This is a genomic window from Runella rosea (genome assembly GCF_003325355.1).
GTDB lineage: Bacteria > Bacteroidota > Bacteroidia > Cytophagales > Spirosomataceae > Runella > Runella rosea.
Genome location: NZ_CP030850.1, coordinates 2275934 through 2299112 on the forward strand (window position 1 = coordinate 2275934; position 23179 = coordinate 2299112).

Annotated in this window: 24 protein-coding genes; 11 read left to right on the plus strand and 13 right to left on the minus strand. The window is 44.0% G+C overall.

The features are described from left to right. Positions 1-28: 28 nt before the first annotated feature. On the minus strand, positions 29-1000 hold the full coding sequence (locus DR864_RS09720) for a UDP-glucuronic acid decarboxylase family protein (RefSeq protein ID WP_114066775.1): 972 nt from the start codon (positions 998-1000) through the stop codon (positions 29-31). Positions 1001-1006: 6 nt separating this feature from the next. Further along, positions 1007-2323, minus strand: a complete 1317-nt coding sequence (locus DR864_RS09725; protein WP_114066776.1) for a UDP-glucose dehydrogenase family protein — start codon at positions 2321-2323, stop codon at positions 1007-1009. A gap of 399 nt (positions 2324-2722) precedes the next feature. Here DR864_RS09725 and DR864_RS09730 point away from each other — a divergent pair, with 399 nt between their 5' ends. After that, a complete protein-coding gene (locus DR864_RS09730; RefSeq protein ID WP_114066777.1) occupies positions 2723-3862 on the plus strand; it encodes an acyl-CoA dehydrogenase family protein in 1140 nt (379 codons plus the stop codon). 203 nt (positions 3863-4065) lie between these two features. Here the strand turns inward: DR864_RS09730 and recA are convergent, their stop codons facing one another. Next, positions 4066-5124 (minus strand): recombinase RecA, encoded by a 1059-nt coding sequence (gene recA, locus DR864_RS09735; protein WP_114066778.1) that lies wholly within the window; start codon positions 5122-5124, stop codon positions 4066-4068. 329 nt (positions 5125-5453) lie between these two features. On the opposite strand from recA, the gene nusB reads away from it, so the two are divergent. The 6 genes from nusB (at position 5454) to coaE (ending at position 9241) form a co-directional block, all read left to right on the plus strand. Next, entirely contained in the window at positions 5454-6626 is a 1173-nt protein-coding gene (gene nusB, locus DR864_RS09740; RefSeq protein ID WP_114066779.1) for a transcription antitermination factor NusB, read from the plus strand. Positions 6627-6692: 66 nt separating this feature from the next. After that, the gene (locus DR864_RS09745; protein ID WP_114066780.1) at positions 6693-6995 is read left to right on the plus strand and encodes a YtxH domain-containing protein; all 303 of its coding nucleotides are present in this window, start codon (positions 6693-6695) and stop codon (positions 6993-6995) included. Between the two features lie 12 nt (positions 6996-7007). Further along, entirely contained in the window at positions 7008-7448 is a 441-nt protein-coding gene (locus DR864_RS09750; protein WP_114066781.1) for a DUF1573 domain-containing protein, read from the plus strand. Between the two features lie 43 nt (positions 7449-7491). Continuing rightward, positions 7492-7803 carry a preprotein translocase subunit YajC gene (yajC, locus tag DR864_RS09755; protein ID WP_114066782.1) on the plus strand — a complete coding sequence of 104 codons (312 nt, stop codon included), beginning with the start codon at positions 7492-7494 and terminating at the stop codon, positions 7801-7803. A gap of 10 nt (positions 7804-7813) precedes the next feature. Next, the gene (locus tag DR864_RS09760) at positions 7814-8587 is read left to right on the plus strand and encodes a YbbR-like domain-containing protein (protein WP_114066783.1); all 774 of its coding nucleotides are present in this window, start codon (positions 7814-7816) and stop codon (positions 8585-8587) included. Positions 8588-8653: 66 nt separating this feature from the next. Beyond that, positions 8654-9241: a dephospho-CoA kinase gene (coaE, locus tag DR864_RS09765; protein WP_114066784.1), complete on the plus strand. Its 588-nt coding sequence runs from the start codon at positions 8654-8656 to the stop codon at positions 9239-9241. 17 nt (positions 9242-9258) lie between these two features. On the opposite strand, the gene DR864_RS09770 is transcribed toward coaE, so the two are convergent. Beyond that, entirely contained in the window at positions 9259-10344 is a 1086-nt protein-coding gene (locus tag DR864_RS09770; RefSeq protein WP_114066785.1) for a CaiB/BaiF CoA transferase family protein, read from the minus strand. A gap of 104 nt (positions 10345-10448) precedes the next feature. Here DR864_RS09770 and DR864_RS09775 point away from each other — a divergent pair, with 104 nt between their 5' ends. Continuing rightward, positions 10449-11003, plus strand: a complete 555-nt coding sequence (locus tag DR864_RS09775; protein WP_114066786.1) for a hypothetical protein — start codon at positions 10449-10451, stop codon at positions 11001-11003. Between the two features lie 169 nt (positions 11004-11172). Here the strand turns inward: DR864_RS09775 and DR864_RS09780 are convergent, their stop codons facing one another. From DR864_RS09780 to DR864_RS09815, 8 genes are all read right to left on the minus strand, one after another. Beyond that, the gene (locus tag DR864_RS09780) at positions 11173-11802 is read right to left on the minus strand and encodes a LysE family translocator (RefSeq protein ID WP_114066787.1); all 630 of its coding nucleotides are present in this window, start codon (positions 11800-11802) and stop codon (positions 11173-11175) included. Positions 11803-11844: 42 nt separating this feature from the next. Beyond that, the gene (locus DR864_RS09785) at positions 11845-12450 is read right to left on the minus strand and encodes a dioxygenase family protein (protein WP_162793691.1); all 606 of its coding nucleotides are present in this window, start codon (positions 12448-12450) and stop codon (positions 11845-11847) included. A gap of 265 nt (positions 12451-12715) precedes the next feature. Then, positions 12716-13288: a hypothetical protein gene (locus tag DR864_RS09790; RefSeq protein WP_114066789.1), complete on the minus strand. Its 573-nt coding sequence runs from the start codon at positions 13286-13288 to the stop codon at positions 12716-12718. Between the two features lie 372 nt (positions 13289-13660). Continuing rightward, positions 13661-16060 carry a TonB-dependent receptor gene (locus DR864_RS09795; protein WP_114066790.1) on the minus strand — a complete coding sequence of 800 codons (2400 nt, stop codon included), beginning with the start codon at positions 16058-16060 and terminating at the stop codon, positions 13661-13663. A 149-nt stretch (positions 16061-16209) separates the two neighbouring features. Next, a complete protein-coding gene (locus DR864_RS09800) occupies positions 16210-16563 on the minus strand; it encodes a hypothetical protein (protein ID WP_162793693.1) in 354 nt (117 codons plus the stop codon). A gap of 22 nt (positions 16564-16585) precedes the next feature. Next, entirely contained in the window at positions 16586-17086 is a 501-nt protein-coding gene (locus DR864_RS09805) for a copper resistance protein NlpE N-terminal domain-containing protein (protein WP_114066792.1), read from the minus strand. Beyond that, positions 17083-17577: a hypothetical protein gene (locus DR864_RS09810; protein ID WP_162793695.1), complete on the minus strand. Its 495-nt coding sequence runs from the start codon at positions 17575-17577 to the stop codon at positions 17083-17085. The genes DR864_RS09805 and DR864_RS09810 overlap by 4 nt, the downstream gene beginning before the upstream one ends. Before the next feature lie 11 nt (positions 17578-17588). Further along, the gene (locus tag DR864_RS09815; protein WP_162793697.1) at positions 17589-18410 is read right to left on the minus strand and encodes an NHL repeat-containing protein; all 822 of its coding nucleotides are present in this window, start codon (positions 18408-18410) and stop codon (positions 17589-17591) included. Positions 18411-18567: 157 nt separating this feature from the next. Between DR864_RS09815 and DR864_RS09820 the strand changes: the two genes are divergently transcribed. The 3 genes from DR864_RS09820 to DR864_RS09830 all read left to right on the plus strand — a co-directional run bounded on the left by DR864_RS09820 (position 18568) and on the right by DR864_RS09830 (position 21509). Continuing rightward, a complete protein-coding gene (locus tag DR864_RS09820) occupies positions 18568-19593 on the plus strand; it encodes a sensor histidine kinase (RefSeq protein ID WP_114066795.1) in 1026 nt (341 codons plus the stop codon). Between the two features lie 17 nt (positions 19594-19610). Then, positions 19611-20318 (plus strand): LytR/AlgR family response regulator transcription factor, encoded by a 708-nt coding sequence (locus DR864_RS09825; protein WP_114066796.1) that lies wholly within the window; start codon positions 19611-19613, stop codon positions 20316-20318. A gap of 618 nt (positions 20319-20936) precedes the next feature. Then, positions 20937-21509, plus strand: a complete 573-nt coding sequence (locus DR864_RS09830) for a helix-turn-helix domain-containing protein (RefSeq protein ID WP_114066797.1) — start codon at positions 20937-20939, stop codon at positions 21507-21509. A 41-nt stretch (positions 21510-21550) separates the two neighbouring features. Here DR864_RS09830 and DR864_RS09835 read toward each other — a convergent pair whose 3' ends face one another. After that, positions 21551-23104: an acyl-CoA carboxylase subunit beta gene (locus tag DR864_RS09835; RefSeq protein ID WP_114066798.1), complete on the minus strand. Its 1554-nt coding sequence runs from the start codon at positions 23102-23104 to the stop codon at positions 21551-21553. Between the last annotated feature and the right edge of the window lie 75 nt (positions 23105-23179).

A 23179-nucleotide genomic window follows, 5' to 3' on the forward strand; every position in this document is an offset into this window, starting at 1 on the left:
GCGTGAGTATATTTTCAGGAGTTAATTCCTAGAACTGCCGGTGATTTGACTCTTCGTAGAGGCGCTCTTCGGGCAAGTTTCTGAAGTAATCGTACGTAATTCTTAAACCTTCTTCGCGGGACACTTTCGGCTCCCAACCCAACACCTTTCTTGCCAACGTAATATCTGGCTGACGTTGTTTTGGATCATCTTGCGGAAGCGGCTTGTAGATCACTTTCTGCGAAGTTCCCGTCAATTTGATGATTTCTTCGGCAAACTGCCCAATGGTAATCTCGGCAGGGTTACCTACATTGACCGGCATGGGGTGGTCGCTCAACAACAAACGATAAATCCCTTCCACTAAGTCATCTACGTAGCAAAAAGAGCGCGTTTGCGAACCATCACCGAAAACCGTTAAATCTTCGCCACGCAAAGCCTGACCGATGAACGCAGGCAATACCCGTCCGTCGTTTAGGCGCATACGAGGGCCGTAGGTGTTAAAAATCCGCACGATACGCGTTTCTACGCCGTGATGACGGTGGTAGGCCATCGTTATCGCTTCCTGAAAACGCTTGGCTTCATCGTAGCAACCGCGCAATCCGACGGGATTAACGTGTCCCCAATATTCTTCATTTTGGGGGTGAACCAGCGGGTCTCCGTATACTTCTGAAGTAGAGGCTACCAAGATACGGGCCCCCTTCGCTTTGGCCAGACCAAGGCAATTGTGCGTACCCAACGAGCCTACTTTGAGGGTTTGAATCGGAATTTTTAAATAATCAATCGGGCTTGCCGGAGAGGCAAAATTGAGAATGTAATCCAAATCACCATCAATCACAATGTGCTTAGAAACATCATGATGAATGAATTCAAAATGAGGATTTGAACGCAAATGCTCGATATTACGCAAATCGCCCGTGACGAGATTATCCATCCCGATGACATAATAGCCTTCCTTAATAAAGCGGTCGGAAAGGTGTGACCCCAGAAATCCTGCTGCGCCAGTGATTAAAACTCTTTTCATGTATTGTTATGCTTTTACTGTTTCTCTACCAATGGAATAATACGTAAATCCAAGTTCTTTCATTTGGTCGAGTTCATACACGTTTCGACCGTCAAAAATTACTTTACTCTTCATCAGCAACGCCATTTTCTCAAATTCTGGCGTACGGAACTGCGGCCATTCTGTAAATATCATCAACGCGTCGGCCTCGTCCAAGGCAGCGTAGGGCGTGTGTGCATACGTGATTTTGTTACCCAAAACGTAGTTGCGCACATTTTCCATTCCTTCGGGGTCGTACGCAATCACTTTGGCGCCCTGTTCGAGCAATATGCTGATGTTTTCCAGAGCTGGTGCTTCACGAATATCGTCGGTATAAGGCTTAAATGACAATCCCCATACGGCAATGGTTTTGCCAGTCAAATCCCCGTCAAAATGTTTTTTTACCAGCGGAATCATTTTGGTTTTTTGCGCCTCGTTGACTTCCATTACTGATTTCAACACTTTGAACTCATAATTATATTCCTCCGACGTTTTGGCCAAGGCTTGTACATCTTTCGGGAAGCAGCTTCCACCGTACCCGATGCCCGCAAACAGGAAGCGCTTTCCGATGCGGCTATCCGTTCCAATTCCTTTACGAACATTGTCTACATCGGCACCAGCCAACTCACAAAGGTTCGCAATTTCGTTCATAAACGTAATCTTCATCGCCAAAAAAGAATTGGCCGCGTATTTGGTCATTTCTGCCGAGCGCTCGTCCATAAAAATAACGGGGTTTCCCTGACGAACCAGCGGTGCGTACAGTTTTTCCATTACTTTTTTAGCTCTTTCCGAACGCGTTCCTACCACCACACGGTCGGGCTTCATGAAATCCTCCACTGCTACTCCTTCCCTCAAGAACTCAGGGTTGGAAACCACATCAAACTCTACTTTTGCATTTTTGGCAACGGCAGCACTCACTTTTTCTGCGGTGCCAACGGGTACGGTGCTTTTATCAACGATAACAGCATATTCTTCCATGATTTGTCCCAAATCGTCGGCTACCTTCAGAATATATTTCAAATCGGCCGAGCCATCTTCACCGGGAGGCGTAGGCAATGCCAGAAAAATCACCTGCGCATCTTTGATTCCTTCGGCCAAATTGGTTGTAAACTTCAACCGACCTTCTGCCACGTTGCGATGGAAAAGTACATCCAACCCAGGTTCATAAATCGGAATGATTCCGTTGTTCAGCTTTTCAACTTTTTTAATATCAATATCAACACAAGTCACTTGAATCCCTGTTTCGGAAAAACAAGTTCCCGTTACAAGTCCTACGTATCCGGTTCCTACTACTGCTATTTTCATAAATCGCTGTTTGTTGGTTATTATTTTATTCCGCTTTGGAATTCTATAAATTTAAGAAATCTGAAAATTGTATTTTTTTTAGCTTATAAAATCGCCTCAAAATTAGAAGAATTTTGGCAATCCCTCTAAATCAAACGCATATTTGTCTATGCATCATTGATTTTACGGCAAACACCCAATTTTTTCAAGAAATAATATTACCTAAAAATTCGTTGTTAAGACAAATTTTCTTTACCTTTTTACTCGTTGCTCCCAAATACCTTTGAACTGTTAGTCAATCAAACCCAAATCCAAAATAGCGCCTGCTAACCAAATGAGCATCGGTTGTTGACATAATCATTGAGTAAGCATACATTAGAGAAACGGAATCAACAACTATACCTTTCACTTGTTACGACTATGATGGCAGAAATTGCAGAAAACCAAGAATTGATTGCACAGTCAGTCCGCGATTTTGCAGCGCGTCTGATTCAACCTTACGTTAGAGCTTGGGACGAAAGTCAGTATTTCCCCGTCGAAATTTTTCATCAGCTTGGAGCATTGGGCGTGATGGGCATATTGGTTCCTGAGTCTTACGGTGGCGCGGGATTGGGCTACCGCGAATACGTAACCGCCATTGTTGAATTGAGCAAAGTAGACCCTTCCATCGGCCTTTCGATGGCCGCTCATAACTCACTGTGTACCAACCACATTTTAATGTTTGGCAATGAAACCCAAAAGCAAAATTACCTACCCAAACTTGCGTCGGGCGAATGGATTGGCGCATGGGGCTTGACCGAACCCAACACGGGCTCCGATGCTGGAAATATGCGAACCGTTGCCGTCAAAGACGGAGAATATTGGGTATTGAATGGCGCGAAGAACTTCATTACCCACGGCAAAAGCGGCAATGTAGCCGTCGTGATTGCGCGGACAGGCGCGCCAGGCGATAAACGAGGTGCCACGGCTTTTATCATCGAACGAAATACGCCAGGATTTTCGGCGGGGAAAAAAGAAGACAAACTCGGGATGAGGGCTTCCGAAACGGCAGAACTTATTTTTCAGGATTGTCGGATTCACGAAAGTCAGGTGTTGGGGGAAGTGGGAGAAGGATTTATTCAATCACTAAAAATATTGGATGGTGGCCGCATTTCCATTGCCGCTTTGAGTTTAGGAACCGCCATCGGTGCTTATGAAGCAGCTTTAGCGTATTCCAAAGAACGCCATCAGTTTGGAAAAGCGATTTCGCAGTTTCAGGCCATTGCGTTTAAATTGGCCGATATGTTCACCGAAATTGAAGCCGCTAAATTACTGGTTTACGACGCCGCCGATCGCAAAGACCGGGGCGAAACCGTTACGCTACCAAGTGCAACGGCCAAATATTACGCTTCTGAGGTATCAGTACGGGTAGCCAACGAAGCAGTGCAAATTTTCGGCGGATACGGTTTTACGAAGGATTATCCCGTAGAAAAATTTTACCGCGACTGCAAACTGTGCACCATCGGCGAGGGAACGAGCGAAATTCAGAAACTGGTTATTTCAAGAGAAATTTTGAAATAACCTCCGTAGGGGCAGGCCTTGCGTCTGCCCAAAAGCGCCCGATATGTCTGCCCGAAAGTGCAAACACCTCTGCAGGGCAACGGACCTAAGTAAAATTCCAATCTTTACAAAAAAGGGCGGCACAAAAAAAGGGCGGCACAAAAAAAGGGCGGCACAAAAAAAGGGCGGAGGTAAACCCCGCCCCTACGATTTGTATTTAAACCTTACTCAGGTTTTCCGTCATCAGCGATGTTTGGCTCAAGGGTATCAATGAGCGCATTTTCATCTTCGTTGACTTTGGCCCGGATTTTAGCTTCCAGTTCTTCTGTCAATTCAGGATTGTCTTTCAGCAATTGTTTTACAGCATCACGGCCTTGCGACAAGCGGTTGCCGTCGTAGCTGAACCATGAACCTGATTTTTTAACAATCTCCAACTCCACCGCCAAGTCGATGATTTCACCCACTTTGGAGATACCTTCTCCGTACATAATGTCAAACTCAATCACTTTAAACGGCGGTGCCAATTTATTTTTCACCACTTTCACTTTGGTACGGTTACCCGTGATATTGTCGGCGCTTTCTTTGATTTGACCGATACGACGAATATCCAAACGAACCGACGCGTAATATTTCAGGGCGTTACCACCCGTGGTGGTTTCGGGACTACCAAACATAACGCCGATTTTATCGCGCAACTGGTTGATAAAAATACAGCAGCAGTTGGTGCGGTTGATTACCCCCGTCAATTTACGCAAAGCTTGCGACATCAAACGGGCTTGTAAACCCATCTTGCTGTCGCCCATTTCACCTTCGATTTCTGCCTTTGGTACAAGGGCCGCCACGGAGTCAATCACGATAATGTCAATGGCACCCGAAGAAATTAAATGTTCGGCGATTTCGAGCGCCTGCTCTCCGTTATCGGGCTGTGAAATCAATAAATTTTGGGTATCAATCCCTAATTTTTGGGCATAACTGCGGTCAAAAGCGTGCTCGGCATCAATAAAGGCGGCCAATCCGCCTGCTTTCTGCGCTTCGGCAATGCAGTGCATGGCAAGGGTCGTCTTTCCTGATGACTCAGGACCATAGATTTCCACGACCCGGCCGCGTGGCAATCCGCCAATTCCTAACGCTAAGTCCAACCCAACGGAACCCGTTGAAATGACCTCTACGTCCATTACTTTTTTGTCACTCAGACGCATGACTGTGCCTTTTCCGTAGGCTTTATCTAGCTTCTCAAGTGTTGTTTGCAAGGCTTTAAATTTCTGTTCTTTGTTGTCTGCCATTGGATTAAATTGTTGCTTTACAGCTAATTATAAATGTTAAAATTATCGAAATTTTGCTGCCTTGAGCAGCCACCTTTATAGAAGTAAAATTACGGCTTTTCTGTGACATTACAAACTCTTTTTTTGAACAAAATCCACCCGTTTCTGTCTTTATTGGAACAATAAAAATAAGGGCAAAATTTCTGTACATCAACGGTACTATTGGACGGCAATTGCGGTCAACGTCACGACTATTCTTGGAAAATTTGGGTTATTTAACGTACCTTTGCGGCTGGAAACACAAGCAAGTTCTTTTCCTTGCTGCTTATTTGCACAAATTTCAAGACTGAATGTTAAGTCGAAGACACCTGCGCGTAAAGGTGCTGCAATCCCTTTACGCTCTGCAAGCTGCCCGCGAGGCAGACTATCTATTGGCGGTAGATTTCATCACGGAATCTTTCAAGCCAGACCTCAATTCCATGACACCCCAAGACCCCTTGAAGTTGGAAGGAATGAGAAAAATGACCACTCTGTTGCTGGAGGAAAATTACCGCAAGGGCGAAATACCCCACGAAGATGATACCCCACCCACGGCTTTGGTCACGGCCAAAAATGCCCTCCGGTATTACCAAGATTTGTTCAAAAAAGACAAGCAACGCATTGCTCGGCAACTGACCCCCGAAGTGGAGGCCATCTACAACACGTACCTGCTCCTTTTACAGCTTTTCATTGAATTTGGCTCGCTCTCTCAGGGCGAACGCGAACGCCAGTACGATGATCCTGATAACAAACCGCTCTCAAAAATTGCGGGTTTTGATACCAACCGAGTCGTTGTTGCGCTGAGCGAAAGCAAAACCTTGGAAAACGAGTTTATTCGTCGCGGAATCACGTGGGGACAAGAAACCACTGGACTTGTACGTACTCTATTCAGGGATGTTTTTCGGAATGACGATGCCTATCGGGCCTATTGTGAAACCAAAGAGCACACTCCCGAAGAAGACCTGCAACTCATTTTGAATGCACTCAAAGATGTGGTTCTGAAAAATGAGGATGTCGTAAGCTTTTTTGAACTCAAAGACCTGTACTGGAGCGAAAACGGCGACCTTGCCCGTAAAATGGCTAACAAAACATTCAAATCAACCATCGAAGACAGCGGGCTTCAACTTACTCCTTTGACGGATGATTGGGAAGAGGATCGCTTTTTTATGGAAGAATTGTTTGAGCAAACCACCACCAGAAACGACGAAATCGAACAAATCATTGCCGAGCCACTCAAAAACTGGGATTTGGACCGTTTGGCCCCGATGGATTATTTAATCCTGAAAATGAGCGTTTCAGAGATGATGTCTTTCCCGGGAATCCCCGTCAAGGTGACAATAAACGAAGCAATTGAAATGGCCAAAGAATATAGTACGCCAAAAAGTGGTAAATTTGTCAATGGAATCTTAGATACCCTTTCAAAAACGCTGATTAAAGAAGGCAAAATCCGAAAAAGCGGAAGGGGATTGTTGGATAATAAATAAATCCGAGCTGACTGTAGGTATTTACTGCCCGCACAATCACTGAAAACAATAAACATTTAAAACAACATGAGCAATTCATCAAAAGTATTGATCGCATTTTTGGCAGGCGTAGCTACAGGCGCTGCCGTTGGCGTTTTGTACGCCCCCGAAAAAGGTGAAATCACGCGTGACAAACTGTCGTATCGTCTTTCAAAATACCGTGAGCAATTACAGGGTCTTATCTCTGATTTGCTAGAAGGTAAAGATTTACCCGAAAGTCTCGCAAAAGCAGAAGGGCAGAAAGTAGTCACCGATGCACGCGAAAAAGCCGAACGGCTCTTGGAAGATGTAGATCGCTTGATGGCACAAATCAAAGGACAAACTGCTTAATTTCAGTCCAACATGCGATACCTATTTTTAGCTTTAGTAAGTACGGTTCTTTTTTCCTGCGGAAGCAATCAGGATAAAAACGCTACGAGCAACTTGGATGATAAACTTCCAAAGTTTGAATTTGCGGAAGACATCAAAAATGTTGACTTCGGTTCTATCAAAGAAGGCGCTCAAGTAGAACACACGTTCAAATTCAAGAATGCGGGCGATTTCCCGCTCATTATCAACAACGTGAGCGCTTCTTGCGGCTGTACCATCCCTGAGTGGCCCCGCCAGCCCATCGGCCCCGGCGATGAAGGTGCCATTTTGGTTCGTTTCAATAGTAAAGGCAAACAGGGACAACAATTTAAAACCGTCACGATTTATGCCAATACCAATCCCGCAACGACGGATATTCAGTTCAAAGCCGACGTTGAAGCCGCTAAAGATTCAGTGACCACCAGTTCGCTTTAAAAATCTAAAGACTAACCTTTTATTCAACCATAATCATAAACTCATGCTCAACAGCATTTTTTTACAGGCCGGCGGCCAATCTTCCATGATTTACCAACTCCTTCTTTGGGCGGGTATCATTGGTGTATTTTACTTTTTCATGATTCGCCCTCAGCAAAAGAAGCAGAAAGACCAAAAGAAATTTTTGGAAGAACTAAAAAAAGGAGACGAAGTAATAACAATCGGCGGTCTGCACGGTACGGTAGTCTCCGTATACGAAACCACCGTTACGCTTGAAGTAGATGGTAGCAAAGGCACAAAAATGAAATTCGAGAAATCATCCGTTTCGCGTTTGGCAGGTACAAGTGCATCCTAATTGACATCAAGTGGCGCAGATCCCCCTTTCTTCCCAACCTTCTCGTAGCCGCATCATCCTGTTTAGTTTGGTGGCGGCTACGATTATTTGGCTTTTCAACGAGCTCAACAAAGACGGATATACTCTTCGGGTACAGTACCCCATTAATTTGACCTACAACGATTCGCTTTATATTCCCATTACTCCCCTTCCAAGAAGCGTCAGCGCTACGCTCACTGGAAACGGCTGGATGTTGCTGCGAAAATCACTTTCTTTTACAGTTTCGCCCGTTCAGTATCCCATTCTCAACCCGCTTGCCACCCAAACCCTCAATCCTTCGGCATTGACCGCCATCATGCACGAACAAGTGAAAGATGTGCGAATTAGCAACGTAATGCTGGATATAAGCCGCTTGGATTTTGAAGAACGAATGATCAAAACTACGGTGCTGAAAGTAGACAGTGCTGGACTGCAACTCTCTCCGCGATTTGTGGTATCAAGTTTCATCAATCTCCGCCCAACAACAGTTACGTTTGACGGCCCAACTTCGTTGGTAAGCGATATTTCAGATACTATTTTGGTACGTGTACCTGCGCAAAAAATAAGGGGTAATTACGATGAAGAGCTGCCCATTCGGTATCCCCAGTCTCCCCTCTTGAAAGCAAGCACTGACCGTGTGTTTGTGAGTTTTGAAGTAGCAGAGTTATTTGGTAACATCCCCCCAACTTCTCCCCCAGCAATGGAAGAAAAACCGTCACCAACACCAAAACCCAATTCTGGCGGCAAAAAACCTAAGAAGAAATAGGCTTATTTCAAACGGAAGATTGCCTACCTCCGATTTTTAAAATCGTAAATCAACCCTCCATTGAAAATGCTCCAAATCGGTATCACAGGCGGCATAGGCTCGGGCAAGAGCATCGTTTGTCGGATTTTTTCTACCTTGGGAGTCCCTGTCTACTCCGCCGACGACCGCGCCAAATGGTTGCTTAATCACGACCCTAGTCTCAAAAGCGCCGTTACTGCATTATTGGGCAGCGAGGCCTATTTACCAAACGGCAGTTACAACCGCGCTTGGGTGGCGAGTCAAGTGTTTCAGAATCCTCCGCTGTTACAAAAACTAAACGCTATCGTACATCCACGGGTGGGTGAAGATACGCAAGTATGGGTCGAGCAAAACAGCAAAGCTCCTTATGTAATCAAAGAAGCAGCCATAATGGCCAAAGCGGGCCAAAACAACATGCTCGCTCAAGTGATTGTGGTTCATGCCCCCGCCGACCTGCGCGTAGCCCGCGTATTGCAACGTGACCCTCAACGCTCCGAAAAAGAAGTCCGCGACATCATCGCCCGTCAAATTTCCGACGAAGAGCGCCACAAAATCGCCGATTTTATCATCTACAATGACGAAAGCCAACTGCTGATTCCGCAGGTGTGGGGCCTTCATCAGTTGTTCAAAAAATAATTTTCTGTCAACGTTTTTCAACGTTCATCCATCTCAAACGCGACCGTTTTTACCCGCTTGCTGACTGTCCCGTCGGGCATTGTTTCTTCCAAAATCATGGACTGCGCCGCTGGCAGTTCAAATACTTCCTGCATGTTACGAATGGCGGCAGCGGGCACATTTGCCGCTTCCAATTTCTGAAGCAATGAGGAGGCATCAACAACCGAAATTTTCTCGGCCAGTAATGCATTCAATGCCGCTCGGTTTTTGACACGTTCAACATTTGAACTAAATGAGAGCTGCGTTAAAATTTCCGATAAGTCCAGTACTTGACACAAATTTTTGAACTGCTTTTCTGTACCAACAGCTAATAAAATGGCTTTCCCATCGCTACAAGTGTACATATCGCCGTAAGGAGCAATATTAGGATGTTGCGTACCCATTCGTTGAGGAATATGGCTGGCCATGAGCCAATTGGTCGCCTGATTGACCAACGACGCCACTGCCGATTCAAACAAAGAAGTCGAAACATAAGCCCCTTTTCCCGTTTGGGTACGACGTAGCAAGGCCAACAAAATCCCCTCTTTAAGCTGGTGCGCGGCCAACACGTCAATCAGCGCAACAGGCATTTTGACGGGGGGGCCGTCTGCTTCGCCATTCATGTACAGAAAACCCGCTTCGGCTTGCAGTACCACGTCAAATGCGGGCCGTTCGCTGTAGTCATCAAAGGCATTGAGCTGCGCAAAAATCAAGGCTGGATTGATTTGGGAAAGCGTTGGGTAATCTACCCCCAATTTTTCGGCTACTTTTGTTCGATAATTACTAATCACAATATCAGCATTCTGAAGCAATGCATACGCTTGCTCGCGGTCTTCAGACTCTTCTAAATCAAGCAGATACGTCTTTTTATTCCAGTTGACACTTGCGTAGTAGGCCGAATACGGCGACGACGAATCTTCGGTGGGTAGTTTCCAAAAACGAGTCATGTCACCACCCGTTTTTTTATTCTCAATTTTTATCACTTCTGCGCCCAATTCGGCAAAAAACATTCCCACGGCAGGCCCCGCCAAAACGCTGGCCAATTCGACTACTTTGAGTCGGTTTTTGAAAAATTGTTCGGTCATACATTCGGCTTATTTGTCCCAAATTTGCCAACTATTCTTTGATTTTCAGTAATGATTCGGTTACTTTACCAACTCTTACTCATCATTAAAATCAGATTGAGATTATGAATGAAGGATATAACCCCGAGGAAATCAAATTATTAAAGGAAGAGTGCCAAGAAGCAGGCACCAACTTCATTCATTGCGACGATGAAGATGTTAGCACCTCCGAAAATGGCGAATTGGCCCACGTACAGTTTGTAGGTAGTTATAAAGGTCAGGAAGTTATTTATGATGCCATCATTTATACGTTGCGCCTGCACCACAGCAGTTTGGTGTACGAAAAAGCGGTAGAACAAGCCCAAAAAGTATATCCTGATTACCTGCCATTGGACGAACGCGCTCCCGGCTATAAAATCAGTCCAGCCGTAGAAGAAGAAGCCGAAGAACTCATCACCGAACTTATCGAATCCATTGAGGAAGAAGAAGAAGTAAAGGTCAAAGAACATTTGGAAATCGAGCCAGAATTTGAATATGGCGTAGGCCTAGACGCTTGTCTCAACATTGAGGCCGTTACGGACGAAGTGATTACGAAATTCATCGAAGACTTTAACAACGGTCGCTTGAAATTGGATACAACGCTGTATTCTTTCACCAGCGACGAAGAAGACGAAGATTAGTCTTTTTCAAAAGCACAAAATTGTAGGGGCGGAGATAAACTTCCGCCCTTTTTTTATCCCCTCACGCTATAGGGGGCAGACACGATAAGGACAGACGCGAGAAGGGCAGACGCCAGAAGGGCAGACGCCAGAAGGGCAGACGCCAGAAGGGCAGACGCGAGAAGGGCCCCTACAGTTTTTGTTTCGCAAAGGCCAGATAAACGCCCAAACCCAACATCATAGCCCCCGTCACCTTGTTTTGGATGCGCGAAAAATGAGGTAGTTGGTTTAGATACCTTCCTGCCTTCCCAAAAAATACCGCCACGGCCGCGTTTACCAGTGTTCCTGAAACGTTAAACCAAATACCCAACACCAACACCTGCCACTTAAAATCTTCGGAATGAACGTCGGCAAATTGGGGCAAAAAAGCCAGAAAAAACAACGCCACTTTGGGGTTAAGCACGTTGGTATAAACCCCCTGCCAAAATATTTTTTTTAAAGGGATGGATTCCAAAGATGTTTGGGTTGACAAGGTATTTTTGCTCAATAAAGACGTCATACCTAAATAGCACAAATACCCCACTCCCAGAAATTTGACGATATTGAACGCCACCGCCGACTCGGCAATCAGCACCGAAAGCCCCAAAACCGCCGCAAATGTATGTACCAAACAACCACCTGCAATACCCAAAGCCGATACAATACCTGCTTGGGTTCCTTGAGTGGTACTGCGCGTGGCCACGTAAATCATGTCGGAGCCGGGCGTGAGGTTAAGCATTAAGGTCGCAAAAGCGAAAAGTAAAAACTCGTTTGGGTTCATACAAAAAGCGTTTTGGTTTACTGTTTTGGTAACGCAAAACGCCTAGTGATAATTCGGGATATTCTTCCCTAAAATAATGTCTCTTTTGCCAATCCAAACTCCTTTTTCATTTTTGGTCAATTTGATAATACCCGACCCACCTCGGTTCTGGGCGTTTGCGCGGTCTTTTTGGGTCAATAGTGGATCACCTTCAAATTGATATTCATCAATCCAATATTCATTCTTGGCGGCTTCTTTGATGATGGGATGCACGTGGGCCGCAAATTTTTGACCTGGATACGCCGCCGGACGAATGGTACTGAACTGATACCTTCCTTGTACATCGGTTTTTATCCAGCCCCGCAAATGCCCATGCCGACGGGCATGGACCTGCGTGGCGGCGGGGGTGTATTCGCCCTTTACGTCGGTATGATACACGTACAAAATCACCTCCGTCGCGGGGGTTTTGCCATCAGCTTGGTAAATCTTACCGCTGATTTCCATGCGCTCCCCCGCTTCTTTGGCATCGGCGATGGTGGTTTGCCAAGATAGTGTTTTCGGCATTCCTTCAAACATCATTTCGCAATCTTCACAGCTGTCGCCCACTTTTTGGGCTTGAGAAAGCACACCTACAAAAAGCAAAATTGAGAAAATAAGAAGGTTTTTCATGGCCGTATCGTGTTGGTTTTCTGATACAAACCAAAAAAAATGGCTGAACATGAGCTAATTTATTAGGTGAGAGGTCAAAATTCCTTGACATGCTACTTTATACGCAATTAGTTTTAGTGAATTTTGAAGCAGGATTGCCTGAGGATAGAAAATACGAAATGCACCTATTTAAATTAGTATGGGGAGTTTTTGAGTCAAAAAGCACTGGAGGGAGGTTCAGACAGTCTTATAATAGGATTTATGTTGAGCGAGATTGACACAGTTATTACCTTGGACTGAACAGATAATTAAGCCCAATTTGAGCTTGGCCTACATTTTGACCTTTAATCGAAAGTATTCCCACTAAATATTTCTTAGCCCCAAATTGAAAACTATAACCCACATCAGCACGAAGACGCCTGAATAAATGGATAGTCAGACCTGGATTCACAAATGCGATTCCAATGGGTTTGTTTTCTCCGCCTAAGCGTTTTCCCACTTGATAGGATGCTTCAATAAAAGGAGAAATCCGAGTAGAAAGAAACTGATACCGAGCAAAAGGGCCAAAAGTAATTTCGTTGAAATAATAATGAGGCCCAAATCCCATCCACTCTTTAGACCATGCTGCTCCTAATCCAATAATTAAGTTATTAGCTATAGAGTACCCTGTGTGGAATTGAAGCCCATTACGCCTTTTTAATATATTCCCTCGGCTATATCCTTCCTTGAGACCAATTTGCCAAGTTTTCGCAGTACTCTTGTTTTGTGAAGGACTGAAAATTGTTTGTTGGGCAAAACCCCCTTGTGGTTTTATACTCACAAGTAGACCAACAAAACAAAGGTAAAGGATGGATTTCATGGAGAGAAAGAGTTGTTTCTTTACAACGAAGAATTTTTAAATTGAAGTATAAAATGACTTACTTTCTGTGCCTGTTGAAAATAAGTCTGTGTATTTCCGAATTTTCATGCATTAATTAACCTTAAGGTATTCCCCTGCCCGGTAAGGGATAGTTGTCTCGCAAAACGGGCGTTTTGTGAGACAAACGCCCATACAGGTAAATGACCTGATTTAGTTGCAAAAAGCGTCTTATAATGTTGTCTAATTAATCAATGCCTCATGCTGCTATTTGGGCTTGACTTACTGAGACATGAATGAAGAACCCCAAATAGAGGCTCTTCATTCATCATTCGGCGCATTGGGTGGGTTGGCTCAGGCCTGTCGCAGTGAGATTTAATTCTCCCCCCCCTTCTTATCATCGTTATTGATACTCTTTTTCTGGCGTTGAGGCGCGTTTGTCATTTTACCGAATTCATACGAAAAACTGACTCTCCAGCCGCGATTAAAGAATTTACTGCCACCTTCCTGTACAAAAGTGGGGGAAGAGAACGACATTTTTTGTTCAATAAAAGGAGCGAAGAAGTTGTCCAACCCGGCACTGATCGAGCCTTTTTTCTTCAATACTTCTTTCTGTAAAGCGATGTTGTAATAGGCATAGCCACTCATTTTTCCCTGCAACATCACGCGCGGAGAATTGAAAAATCCGAAAAACTGCGCTTTGAAACCTTTACCGAAATCGTAGGTTGAATTCAGGTTGACCCGGTACATCCAGTTGGCATTGCTTGCCTGCAAAGCGGGGCTGTTCAACACGTTATAATACAGATTGAATGAACCGTTGGTTGAAAATTTCTTCTTGATTTTGGCCGTTCCGCTCAAAGTAAGTCCGTAAGAACTATTTTGGGCAATATTTTGAAAGGTGATGTTGGCATTACCTTCACTGTCAACGGTGCGAATCCGCTCTAAGGCGTTGTTGGTTTGGCGCATAAAAAACACCGCATTGACCGACGACTCTTTGATGTATACGTTGTAGCTGGCTTCGGCGCTGTGGGTGAGTTCAGGTTTCAGGTAAGGGTTGCCCGAATACGTCATTTTCGGTTCGCTGGCGTTGACATACGGATTCAAAAACCACAACATCGGTCGCTGAATACGCTGCGAATAGCTGAGTTTCAATTTTTGGTTTTTGGGCAGATTTCTTGACAAACTGATGTTGGGAATGATATTGCCATAATTATTGGAAAACGGCACGGTTCCCGACAAAAAAGCGGCTTGAATAAACGTGTGCTCGTACCGCGCCCCGGCGTTGATTCCCCATTTGTTTTTGGAGGTACGCGAATAGGCAATATAGGTAGAAGCTACCTGCTGATTATAGTCAAAGACATTGGCCAAAGCGGGTACATCCGTAAAATTGGAAGAGCCATCGAGGGCGGTGGCTACGCGATAATCACTTTTTACGTTTCGTAAAATAGCTTTTGTCCCCATTTCCAAGGTACTGACGCTATCCAACGGATTGGTAAAATCAATTTGTACCGTTCCTTCGTAGTTTCGACTAGCGTTGGGGCTTTTTTCGCGGTAATACACGGCATTTTCGGCATTCAATTGGTCGAGATTATAATAACTATCTTCGGCTTCTTTGGAAAACATCGTCAACACGTTAAACTCTTTTTTCGGTTTTTTGAACGTCTTGTTATAATCTACATTCAGCGTGCCGCCGTCCCAGTCGTAGATGCGATACAACTTTCGGGTAAAGAGCGTCTTTTCGCTGCTGCTCGTAAAATTGTTGATGTAATCGAAGTTCATGGCGTTTTTGCCATCGTAAAAATTGAGTCCAGCACTCAGGCGATTGAGGGAGTCAATGTCCCACTCGGCCGAAATGGTCCCATTCATGTTCTCACCGCCGCCTCTGAAATACGTATTTTGGAGCAACTCCGTTTTGTAATTTTCAACGGTGGTTACCCGTTTCGTGTAATTTTCTCCCAAATTTCGCCATTTGTTGAAACCACCCCGCGCCGAAATCCCAATGTTTTTTTTGCGGTAATTGAGCGAGCCATTGTAGTTGTCATTCCATCGGCCAATGGAGGTATTCGCCTTTCCGTTGATGCCTTGTAGGTTGTTCCGCTTGGTGATGATATTGATGATTCCTGCGGTTCCTTCTGCGTCATATTTGGCAGAAGGTGAAGTGATGACTTCAATTTGCTTGATGTCATCGGCGGGGATAAGTTTGAGCACATCGGCTATGCTCTTGGCCATCAAGTTGGAAGGCTTGTTGTTAATCAAGACCTTAATGTTTGAACTGCCCCGCAGCTCCACATTCCCATCCAAATCTACCGCGATGGACGGGATTTTTCGTAAAACATCCCCTGCATTTCCGCCTTTAATGGTGATGTCTTTTTCGGCATTATACACCAAGCGGTCGGGTCGGTCTTCAAACAATGCTTTCTGTTCCACCACCTTGACTTCGTTGAGTTGTTGGGCCGTCTGAGCAAACGGAACAACCCCTAAATCCAAGTCATTGTTGTTTGTTACGGCCACGTTCAGTAGGGTTCTATCCTTGTACCCCACAAACGTAATCTTCACTTGATAGACCCCTTCTGGTACTTTTGAAAACGTAAATTTCCCTGTTACATCAGACGTTGTACCTTCCACAACTTTGGTGTCTTTCATCAGGGCAACGGTAGCAAACTCAACGGGTTTGCGGGCGGTAGAATCGAGGACAAAGCCAGTGATTTTTGATTTTTGGGCAAAAGAAGCCCCCATCAGCCCCATGCCAAGGGCTAGTAAGAATAGCTGTTTCATTGTTTAGAGTAGTTGGCTGTGAATGGGTTGGTATGGTTGTATTTAGTAGTTCTGAGAAATGGCTTTAGGGTGGATACTCTACTTTCTAAAATTAGTTACAGCAAAGAGTCGGATTTTTTTGAAGTGTTGCATGAATCCTAAAATAAAATTTAGAGCGCTTTCTTTTTCCCATCTTTATCGGTCATGGTAATGCTAGTCCCTTTCTTTTGGGCCAAGGCATGAATTCCGGGTTCGGTGGCATCATTTAAAAGCACCAAGCCTGAGCCATCTTCGCTTGCCCCCATTTTTAAGCGGATGGTGCCTTTGGCATCCTTCATTCTCAAAACCACTTCCCCATCGTCGTAGGATTGAATAGAAACGCGGGCTACGCCTTTTTTATCCACCAATTCAAACGCTCGAACCGTGATTTTTTCGTACACTTCATGGCGCGGCTTGGCGGCAAGAAAAAACAGCAGACCGGCATTGAGCAGGCACATAAACAGCATAAATCGTTGTGTTTTCATGGGAAAAAAGGTTAAAATATAATCAGTCAGTTTTTGCTTTTCTTTCAACACGGTTGAGCGTATAACTAAACAGCTCATTTCCGACCAACAGGCTTTTATTTTTATCCAGAAAAAAAAGGACATTGTCATCGCCTTTTAGTAGGTAAAAAGTTTCGTCAGGATTGTCGGATTCCAGTTGGTAAACCACCGCATTAGGGTCGTTTTTTGTGCCTTGTACGATTGCCCAATTTCCTTTACGACGATTGGCTCGATAAAAACTCCCGTCCAATTCATACGTCGTAGGGCGCCGCGTTTGAGGGTCTTGAAGCAGCGTGAGCGACCACTTGGTCTTAAAACATTCGGCCGATACCGACGCCTTTAGAAGGGTAGCCAATTCCCGACACGGGCACCTCCCCTCAAAAATTCCCAACACACCAGCTCCCGTCGCAAAAGCCCGCGTTGAAGTGATTGATGAAGGTACATTTTGGGCACCAGCCTCCGTCGACACCATTCCTAAAAGGAAAAGAAAAAGCAGCTTTTTCATCGTATGTTTTTTATTTTATTGAAGGTATAGCTTTGACCTGAATTGCCAATCATCAAACTTTTATCACTGTACAGCAGGTGGATAATGTTGTCATCAAGTTTCACAAACGACACCGATTTTTCGGGCTGGTCTGGATTTAATTGATACACTACCGCTTCCGAATTTGCCTTCGAACCTTTTACAATGGTCCATTTTCCTTCTATTTCCACTTTGGTTCCGCCCCCCACAAAACCAGAAGTGTTTGGTTGCCCTATTCCATAGACACAGCTTATATTGAAGGTGGTGGGGGCCTCCGTTGCAGAATCCTGATGGAGCGTGATTGTCCATTTAGTAAATTCACATTCTGCCGTCAAAGGCATATTCAGCAACGGCCTGATTACGTTACCGCACGGGCTACTTCCTACAAAAAAGCCAAAGGTTGACGATGTTTGTGAATAGCCCTTAAAAAACATCGACAAAGATGTTACGAATAAAAAAAATGCTTTCTTCATTAGGATCATTTTTAAGACTTTACCACACGAACAACATTCAATAGATTGGTTTCCAGTATCCAAAGATTACCTTTTTTGTCAACAACCCCACCCGTAGGCATCCAACTGAAAGGGCTTTTATACACCACAAACACCCGACCGTCACGCGTTATTTTTTTAACCATTTTTTTAGAGGTAACGGCTACGTAAATGTTACCCGCAGGGTCATCCCACACCCCAAAAATGCTGTTGTTCGGTTTTCGTTCCGGGTCTTCGCCCGTGATTTCGTCTAAATCCAGCGCCACCACTAGGGCTTTTTCTCTCGCTATTTTGCACAAATCGTTGTCGTCTACGTAATAAAAAGTACCGTCTTTGCTACAAAACTGACTGCGAACATCTTTGGTAGGCACCGTGGCAAGCCATTCAATTTTTTGGTTGGGCGACATTTTCATCCAATCGCTGCCATTTTTGCTGCTCACCAGCCAATACATACAGCCTGCCGTATCACGCACAAAGCTATAATTTCGCAAAAAACCTTCAGCAGCAGGGCGTACTTTGCTAAATCTCCCCCGCGCATCGTATTTCCAGACATAATGGCCCCATTTATTTGTTGTTTCTCCTTCGTACCAAAGATGTTCGCCGTAAAGATTATCTTGGGCATCCATGTAGAGTTCGTGGGTATGCACATTGGGAACAACTACTGTTTTCGAGTTTCCGTCGGGCGAAACTTTCCAGACGCGCTCGGTATCGGTGTAAAAAATTTCACCCTTTGAGTTTTGAACTATACCAATACCTGGATGGGCAAACGTAGTCAGCGCTGCCAATAGACACATCCATATAAGTTGCTGTTTCATATCTTTATCCTGCTGTGTTTGACAATTCAAATCAACAAAAAGTGAGCATATCAATGAAAATAGTTTGGTAACAGGTTGAAAATTCTTGATGTCACGACTTTTTATCGTTTGACGTAACTTTTTTGTTTCTGAACACCCAAATTTCCTAACTTTCACCATGGAAAAATTCTTCAGATACCGCCTCGACCATGTTCTCTTCTGGATAGCTACCATTTCTTTCCATGCGTACAATCGGAGTTATATCATCTATAAATTGAGCATTGGTGATTTTGTGGGGGAGTTATTGGTCCGGAACATTCTTTTGGCGGCGGTTATTTACGGTAATTTATGGGTATTGATTCCGCGTTTTTTTAACACCAAACGATACGGCTTGTATTTTCTGGCTCTTTCAGGAACCGTTTTGCTGTACGTAGTACTTAAAAATCTTCATGATATGTACCTCTACGGGTATGTTTTGGGGGATATAGAACGGCGGTCGCTGCTCACTAATGCATTTTACAACGTATCCATTGCCGTTTTTTACGCCATTTTCAGCATGGCAATATGGCTGAGTCGAGAATGGTTTTATCAGCGAGAAATAGTCCAAAAAATCAAAAATGAGCAATTAGCCACCGAATTACAGTACCTAAAATCACAGATAAATCCGCACATTGTATTCAATACGCTCAACCTGATTTACGGTTCTATCCACAAAACAAACCCCGAAGCGCGACAACTCGTCTTACAATTTTCAGATTTATTGCGTTATCAATTGTATGAATGTAACGTAGAAAAAGTGTCTATTGAAAAAGAAATAGACTACCTAAACAATTACGTCATTTTGCAACGATTACGAAAAAACGACGCCCTGAACGTACATTTTATCCCAAATGAAAACCTCGCCAACATAACAGTAGCTCCTCTACTTTTTTCTCCTTTTGTAGAAAATGCGTTTAAGTACGTCAGCAATCACGAAAACAAACCCAATTATATTGACATTCAAATTTTTAGAAATGAAAACCTGTTGATTTTCAAGTGTGAAAATTCCAAAAATCAGCACCCTTCAAACCCAATTTATGGCTCTGGAGGTATCGGGATTGCCAACGTAAAGCGCCGTCTCGAATTACTCTATCCTCAGCACCACATACTGAAGATTGCTGAGGAGAGCGATGTGTTCAGAATTGAATTAAGCCTTGTGTTATAAACTCCGAAAACCACCCTATGAAAATCAACTGTCTTATTGTGGATGACGAACCTATAGCCCGCAAAATCTTGCAGGAATATATCGAAGAATTCGACTGGTTGCAGCTTGTTGGTCAGGCGGAAAGTCCCTTAAATGCCATTAATCTAATGGCCCAGCATTCGGTGGATTTACTATTCTTAGACATCGAAATGCCTCAAATGAGTGGGTTCGCATTACTCAAAAAGCTTATTTATCCGCCAGCGGTTATTATCACTACGGCTTATCCAAATTATGCAGTCGAAGGATTTGAATTGGACGTGTTAGATTATTTATTGAAACCGATTTCGATTGACCGTTTTCTGAAGTCCGCCTTAAAAGCTAAGGCGCTCTATGCGCAAAAAAACAAAACTCCGTCGCCAACGATTGACTACTTTTTTGTAAAATGCGACGGCAACATTGAACGCATTGAACTACGTGACCTACTGTATGTCAAGGCATTAGAAAACTACATTATCATTCAGACCACCCAACGAAAATACATCACGTACCTGACGATGAAAGGCTTGGAGGAGTACTTGCCTACCGAACAATTTGTCAAGATTCATAAATCGTACCTTGTTCCAATTGCTAAAATTGACCGTATCGAAGGGAATGAGGTACACATAGGAATTGAAAAACTTCCGCTCAGTCGCACCCTAAGAACCGATGTATTGCAGCGTATTGATGAGAAGTTAGTAAAACGCTAAACAACTTATCTGCATATTAATCATATGCATTCTCCACATTTTTCTTTTCCCCTCATAAAGTCGCTCAAACTTTTGCTTCTGCCCACCACTCGTTTCCTAAATAGCGTTTAAAATCTCTTCCTTATACAAGATTCCCCCTCCTTTGGTGGATTAACCAGATTAAACTCAATTACAACTTTGGGGAAAATTCTTTTTTTGAAAGCAATTAAAAAATATACCTTTGAGACAAATTAACGCAATTTTGCTTAAATTTAGGCGTATTCTAAATTTTCATTATAAAATAAGCAAAACAATCCTTTAAAATATGGATTTGTCTCAGCAATACAGTAGTAAAAATAGGGAATTATATCCCATTTGATATTCAAACAGGTTAATAACCCGATTATTTTAAATGTTTTTGTAGGTATTTAGATGATTGAATTAATAAAAAACAGATAACCAAAAATAATCCTATTAAGTCGGTTTGTTTACTGAATGGAGCGTTAAAAATGCCCTTTATAATTCAAAACATCCCTAAAACAGTATCCGCAAGCGAGTCAGAATGAAAAAAAATTACTACTCAACGATCATGAAGAAAATGGTAATTTTTCATTTAACCTCTAACTGCTGCCAATTAGAATGAGCACTTTACCCTCTGAAGAATTTACGAATAACGATGGAGAGACTCCAACGTTAGAAATTAGGATTTTAAAGAAAGATGCGGAAACTGTCTTTCATCTTCTCTTACAAAGAGAAATTTCGTTTAGTTGTTTTCAAGATAAAAAAGACGCCGACAATATTTTTTCATCTTCTCAAAAATCCCTTCCTACGCCTGTTAAAAAGGTAAATTTGAGCATTATTGAACAGTTGTCAAGCCTTCATAAGGAGGTCACGAGTCATATCACTAACAAAATCCCGTCGGTCCAAGAAGCCTCTGAAAGACTTGGCCTAAGCCCTTCCAAGTTTAAGACAATTTTTAAGAAAATCTACCAAGAACCTTATTACCAATACTTTAAGACGCAAAAACTAAAGCAGGCAAAAGTTTTGATTGAAAATGAGGAGTATTCGGTCAAAGAAGTTTCGGAGTTGTTGGGGTACTCTGAGCCCATTAAATTCATCATGGTGTTTAAAAAAAGGTACAAAATCACTCCTGGAAAACTGAAAACCAAATACCCTACCGAGTTTCATGCGGCCAAGAAACCGCAAATTTGATTTTCAGTCAGCCGTTGGAGTACTTTCCCTTTCCCAGAATGCTACAATGGGATATTTCCGTGTTTTTTCTTGGGAAGGGTCGCCACTTTGTTTTCAAGCATTTTAAACGCTCGCATTAGTTTTTCTCGGGTCTGCTCGGGGTAAATGACTTCATCAATGTATCCCCGGTGGGCCGCACGGTACGGGTTAGCAAACTTTGTGGTATATTCCTGTACTTTTTCCTGCAATTTGGCCGCTGGGTCTTCTGCTTCAGCAATCTCTTTTTTGAAGATAATCTCGGCCGCTCCACTTGCCCCCATCACGGCGATTTCGGCAGTAGGCCAAGCGTAGTTCATGTCTGCCCCGATGTGTTTTGAGTTCATTACGTCATAAGCTCCACCGTAGGCTTTGCGAGTAATGACCGTTATGCGCGGCACCGTTGCTTCGCAGAAAGCGTACAGCAACTTGGCGCCGTTGGTGATGATGGCGTTCCATTCCTGATCGGTACCAGGCAAAAAGCCAGGTACGTCTTCCAACACCAACAGGGGAATGTTGAAACTATCACAAAAACGCACAAATCGCGCGCCTTTGGTGCTGGAGTCAATGTCTAAAACCCCCGCCAAAACAGCAGGCTGATTGGCCACAATTCCAATGCTACGACCACCCAAACGGGCAAAGCCCACCACGATATTTTCGGCAAAATATTTATGCACTTCCCAAAAACTGCCCGCGTCCACAATTTCATCAATCACCTCGCGCATGTCGTACGGTTGATTGGGATTTTCGGGAATCAGCGTGTTTAGTTTAACTCGTTTTTCGTCCCCGCCCACGTACGGAAGCATGGGCACATCTTCTTCACAATTTTGGGGAATATAACTCAAGAGTCGGCGAATATCAGCAATACACTCTACCTCGTTGGCACTCACAAAGTGTGTCACTCCCGATTTGGTGGCATGGGTCATGGCTCCACCAAGTTCTTCCGAAGTTACGTCTTCGTGCGTCACGGTCTTGACCACGTTGGGCCCCGTCACAAACATATAGGAGGTGTTTTCGACCATCATGATAAAATCAGTGATAGCTGGTGAATACACCGCGCCACCCGCACATGGCCCCATAATGGCCGAAATCTGCGGAATAACGCCCGATGCCAACGTATTTCGGTAAAAAATATCGGCATAGCCTGCCAACGACAACACACCTTCCTGAATTCGAGCTCCACCTGAGTCATTGAGACCAATGACTGGCGCGCCGTTTTTCATGGCTAAATCCATGATTTTACAGATTTTTTCGGCGTGGGTTTCAGACAAGGAGCCCCCAAAAACCGTAAAATCCTGCGCAAATACGTACACTAATCTTCCATCGATGGTTCCGTAACCAGTGATGACCCCGTCTCCCAAATAATATTCTTTATCTAAGCCAAAGTCTTTGCAACGGTGCATAACAAACTTGCCGATTTCTTCAAACGACCCCGCATCCATCAACAACTCAACTCGTTCGCGAGCGTGCAGCTTGCCTTTTTTGTGTTGTTGCTCAATGCGTTTTGCCCCACCACCGAGCAATGCTTCTTCGTTTTTAGTATCAAGGATTTGATTCCGGTTCACAGGTTGATTCGTCATAGCGGTTGGTTAGCTCGATTCAGAATGGTTTATAAAAGTCCGTCACAAATTTAAGCGAGTTTATAGCTTAATCTA

Bases quoted from the DNA above. Each gene is read 5' to 3' on its own strand.
- DR864_RS09730 (WP_114066777.1), top strand. From the start codon at position 2,723: ATGATGGCAGAAATTGCAGAAAACCAAGAATTGATTGCACAGTCAGTC.
- DR864_RS09780 (WP_114066787.1), bottom strand. From the start codon at position 11,802: ATGAACCCAAACGAGTTTTTACTTTTCGCTTTTGCGACCTTAATGCTT.
- DR864_RS09725 (WP_114066776.1), bottom strand. From the start codon at position 2,323: ATGAAAATAGCAGTAGTAGGAACCGGATACGTAGGACTTGTAACGGGA.
- DR864_RS09805 (WP_114066792.1), bottom strand. From the start codon at position 17,086: ATGAAAAAGCTGCTTTTTCTTTTCCTTTTAGGAATGGTGTCGACGGAG.
- DR864_RS09770 (WP_114066785.1), bottom strand. From the start codon at position 10,344: ATGACCGAACAATTTTTCAAAAACCGACTCAAAGTAGTCGAATTGGCC.
- DR864_RS09825 (WP_114066796.1), top strand. From the start codon at position 19,611: ATGAAAATCAACTGTCTTATTGTGGATGACGAACCTATAGCCCGCAAA.
- nusB (WP_114066779.1), top strand. From the start codon at position 5,454: ATGTTAAGTCGAAGACACCTGCGCGTAAAGGTGCTGCAATCCCTTTAC.
- DR864_RS09745 (WP_114066780.1), top strand. From the start codon at position 6,693: ATGAGCAATTCATCAAAAGTATTGATCGCATTTTTGGCAGGCGTAGCT.
- DR864_RS09795 (WP_114066790.1), bottom strand. From the start codon at position 16,060: ATGAAACAGCTATTCTTACTAGCCCTTGGCATGGGGCTGATGGGGGCT.
- DR864_RS09750 (WP_114066781.1), top strand. From the start codon at position 7,008: ATGCGATACCTATTTTTAGCTTTAGTAAGTACGGTTCTTTTTTCCTGC.
- DR864_RS09815 (WP_162793697.1), bottom strand. From the start codon at position 18,410: ATGAAACAGCAACTTATATGGATGTGTCTATTGGCAGCGCTGACTACG.
- recA (WP_114066778.1), bottom strand. From the start codon at position 5,124: ATGGCAGACAACAAAGAACAGAAATTTAAAGCCTTGCAAACAACACTT.
- DR864_RS09785 (WP_162793691.1), bottom strand. From the start codon at position 12,450: ATGAAAAACCTTCTTATTTTCTCAATTTTGCTTTTTGTAGGTGTGCTT.
- DR864_RS09830 (WP_114066797.1), top strand. From the start codon at position 20,937: ATGAGCACTTTACCCTCTGAAGAATTTACGAATAACGATGGAGAGACT.
- DR864_RS09800 (WP_162793693.1), bottom strand. From the start codon at position 16,563: ATGAAAACACAACGATTTATGCTGTTTATGTGCCTGCTCAATGCCGGT.
- yajC (WP_114066782.1), top strand. From the start codon at position 7,492: ATGCTCAACAGCATTTTTTTACAGGCCGGCGGCCAATCTTCCATGATT.
- DR864_RS09810 (WP_162793695.1), bottom strand. From the start codon at position 17,577: ATGAAGAAAGCATTTTTTTTATTCGTAACATCTTTGTCGATGTTTTTT.
- DR864_RS09835 (WP_114066798.1), bottom strand. From the start codon at position 23,104: ATGACGAATCAACCTGTGAACCGGAATCAAATCCTTGATACTAAAAAC.
- DR864_RS09720 (WP_114066775.1), bottom strand. From the start codon at position 1,000: ATGAAAAGAGTTTTAATCACTGGCGCAGCAGGATTTCTGGGGTCACAC.
- coaE (WP_114066784.1), top strand. From the start codon at position 8,654: ATGCTCCAAATCGGTATCACAGGCGGCATAGGCTCGGGCAAGAGCATC.
- DR864_RS09790 (WP_114066789.1), bottom strand. From the start codon at position 13,288: ATGAAATCCATCCTTTACCTTTGTTTTGTTGGTCTACTTGTGAGTATA.
- DR864_RS09775 (WP_114066786.1), top strand. From the start codon at position 10,449: ATGAATGAAGGATATAACCCCGAGGAAATCAAATTATTAAAGGAAGAG.
- DR864_RS09820 (WP_114066795.1), top strand. From the start codon at position 18,568: ATGGAAAAATTCTTCAGATACCGCCTCGACCATGTTCTCTTCTGGATA.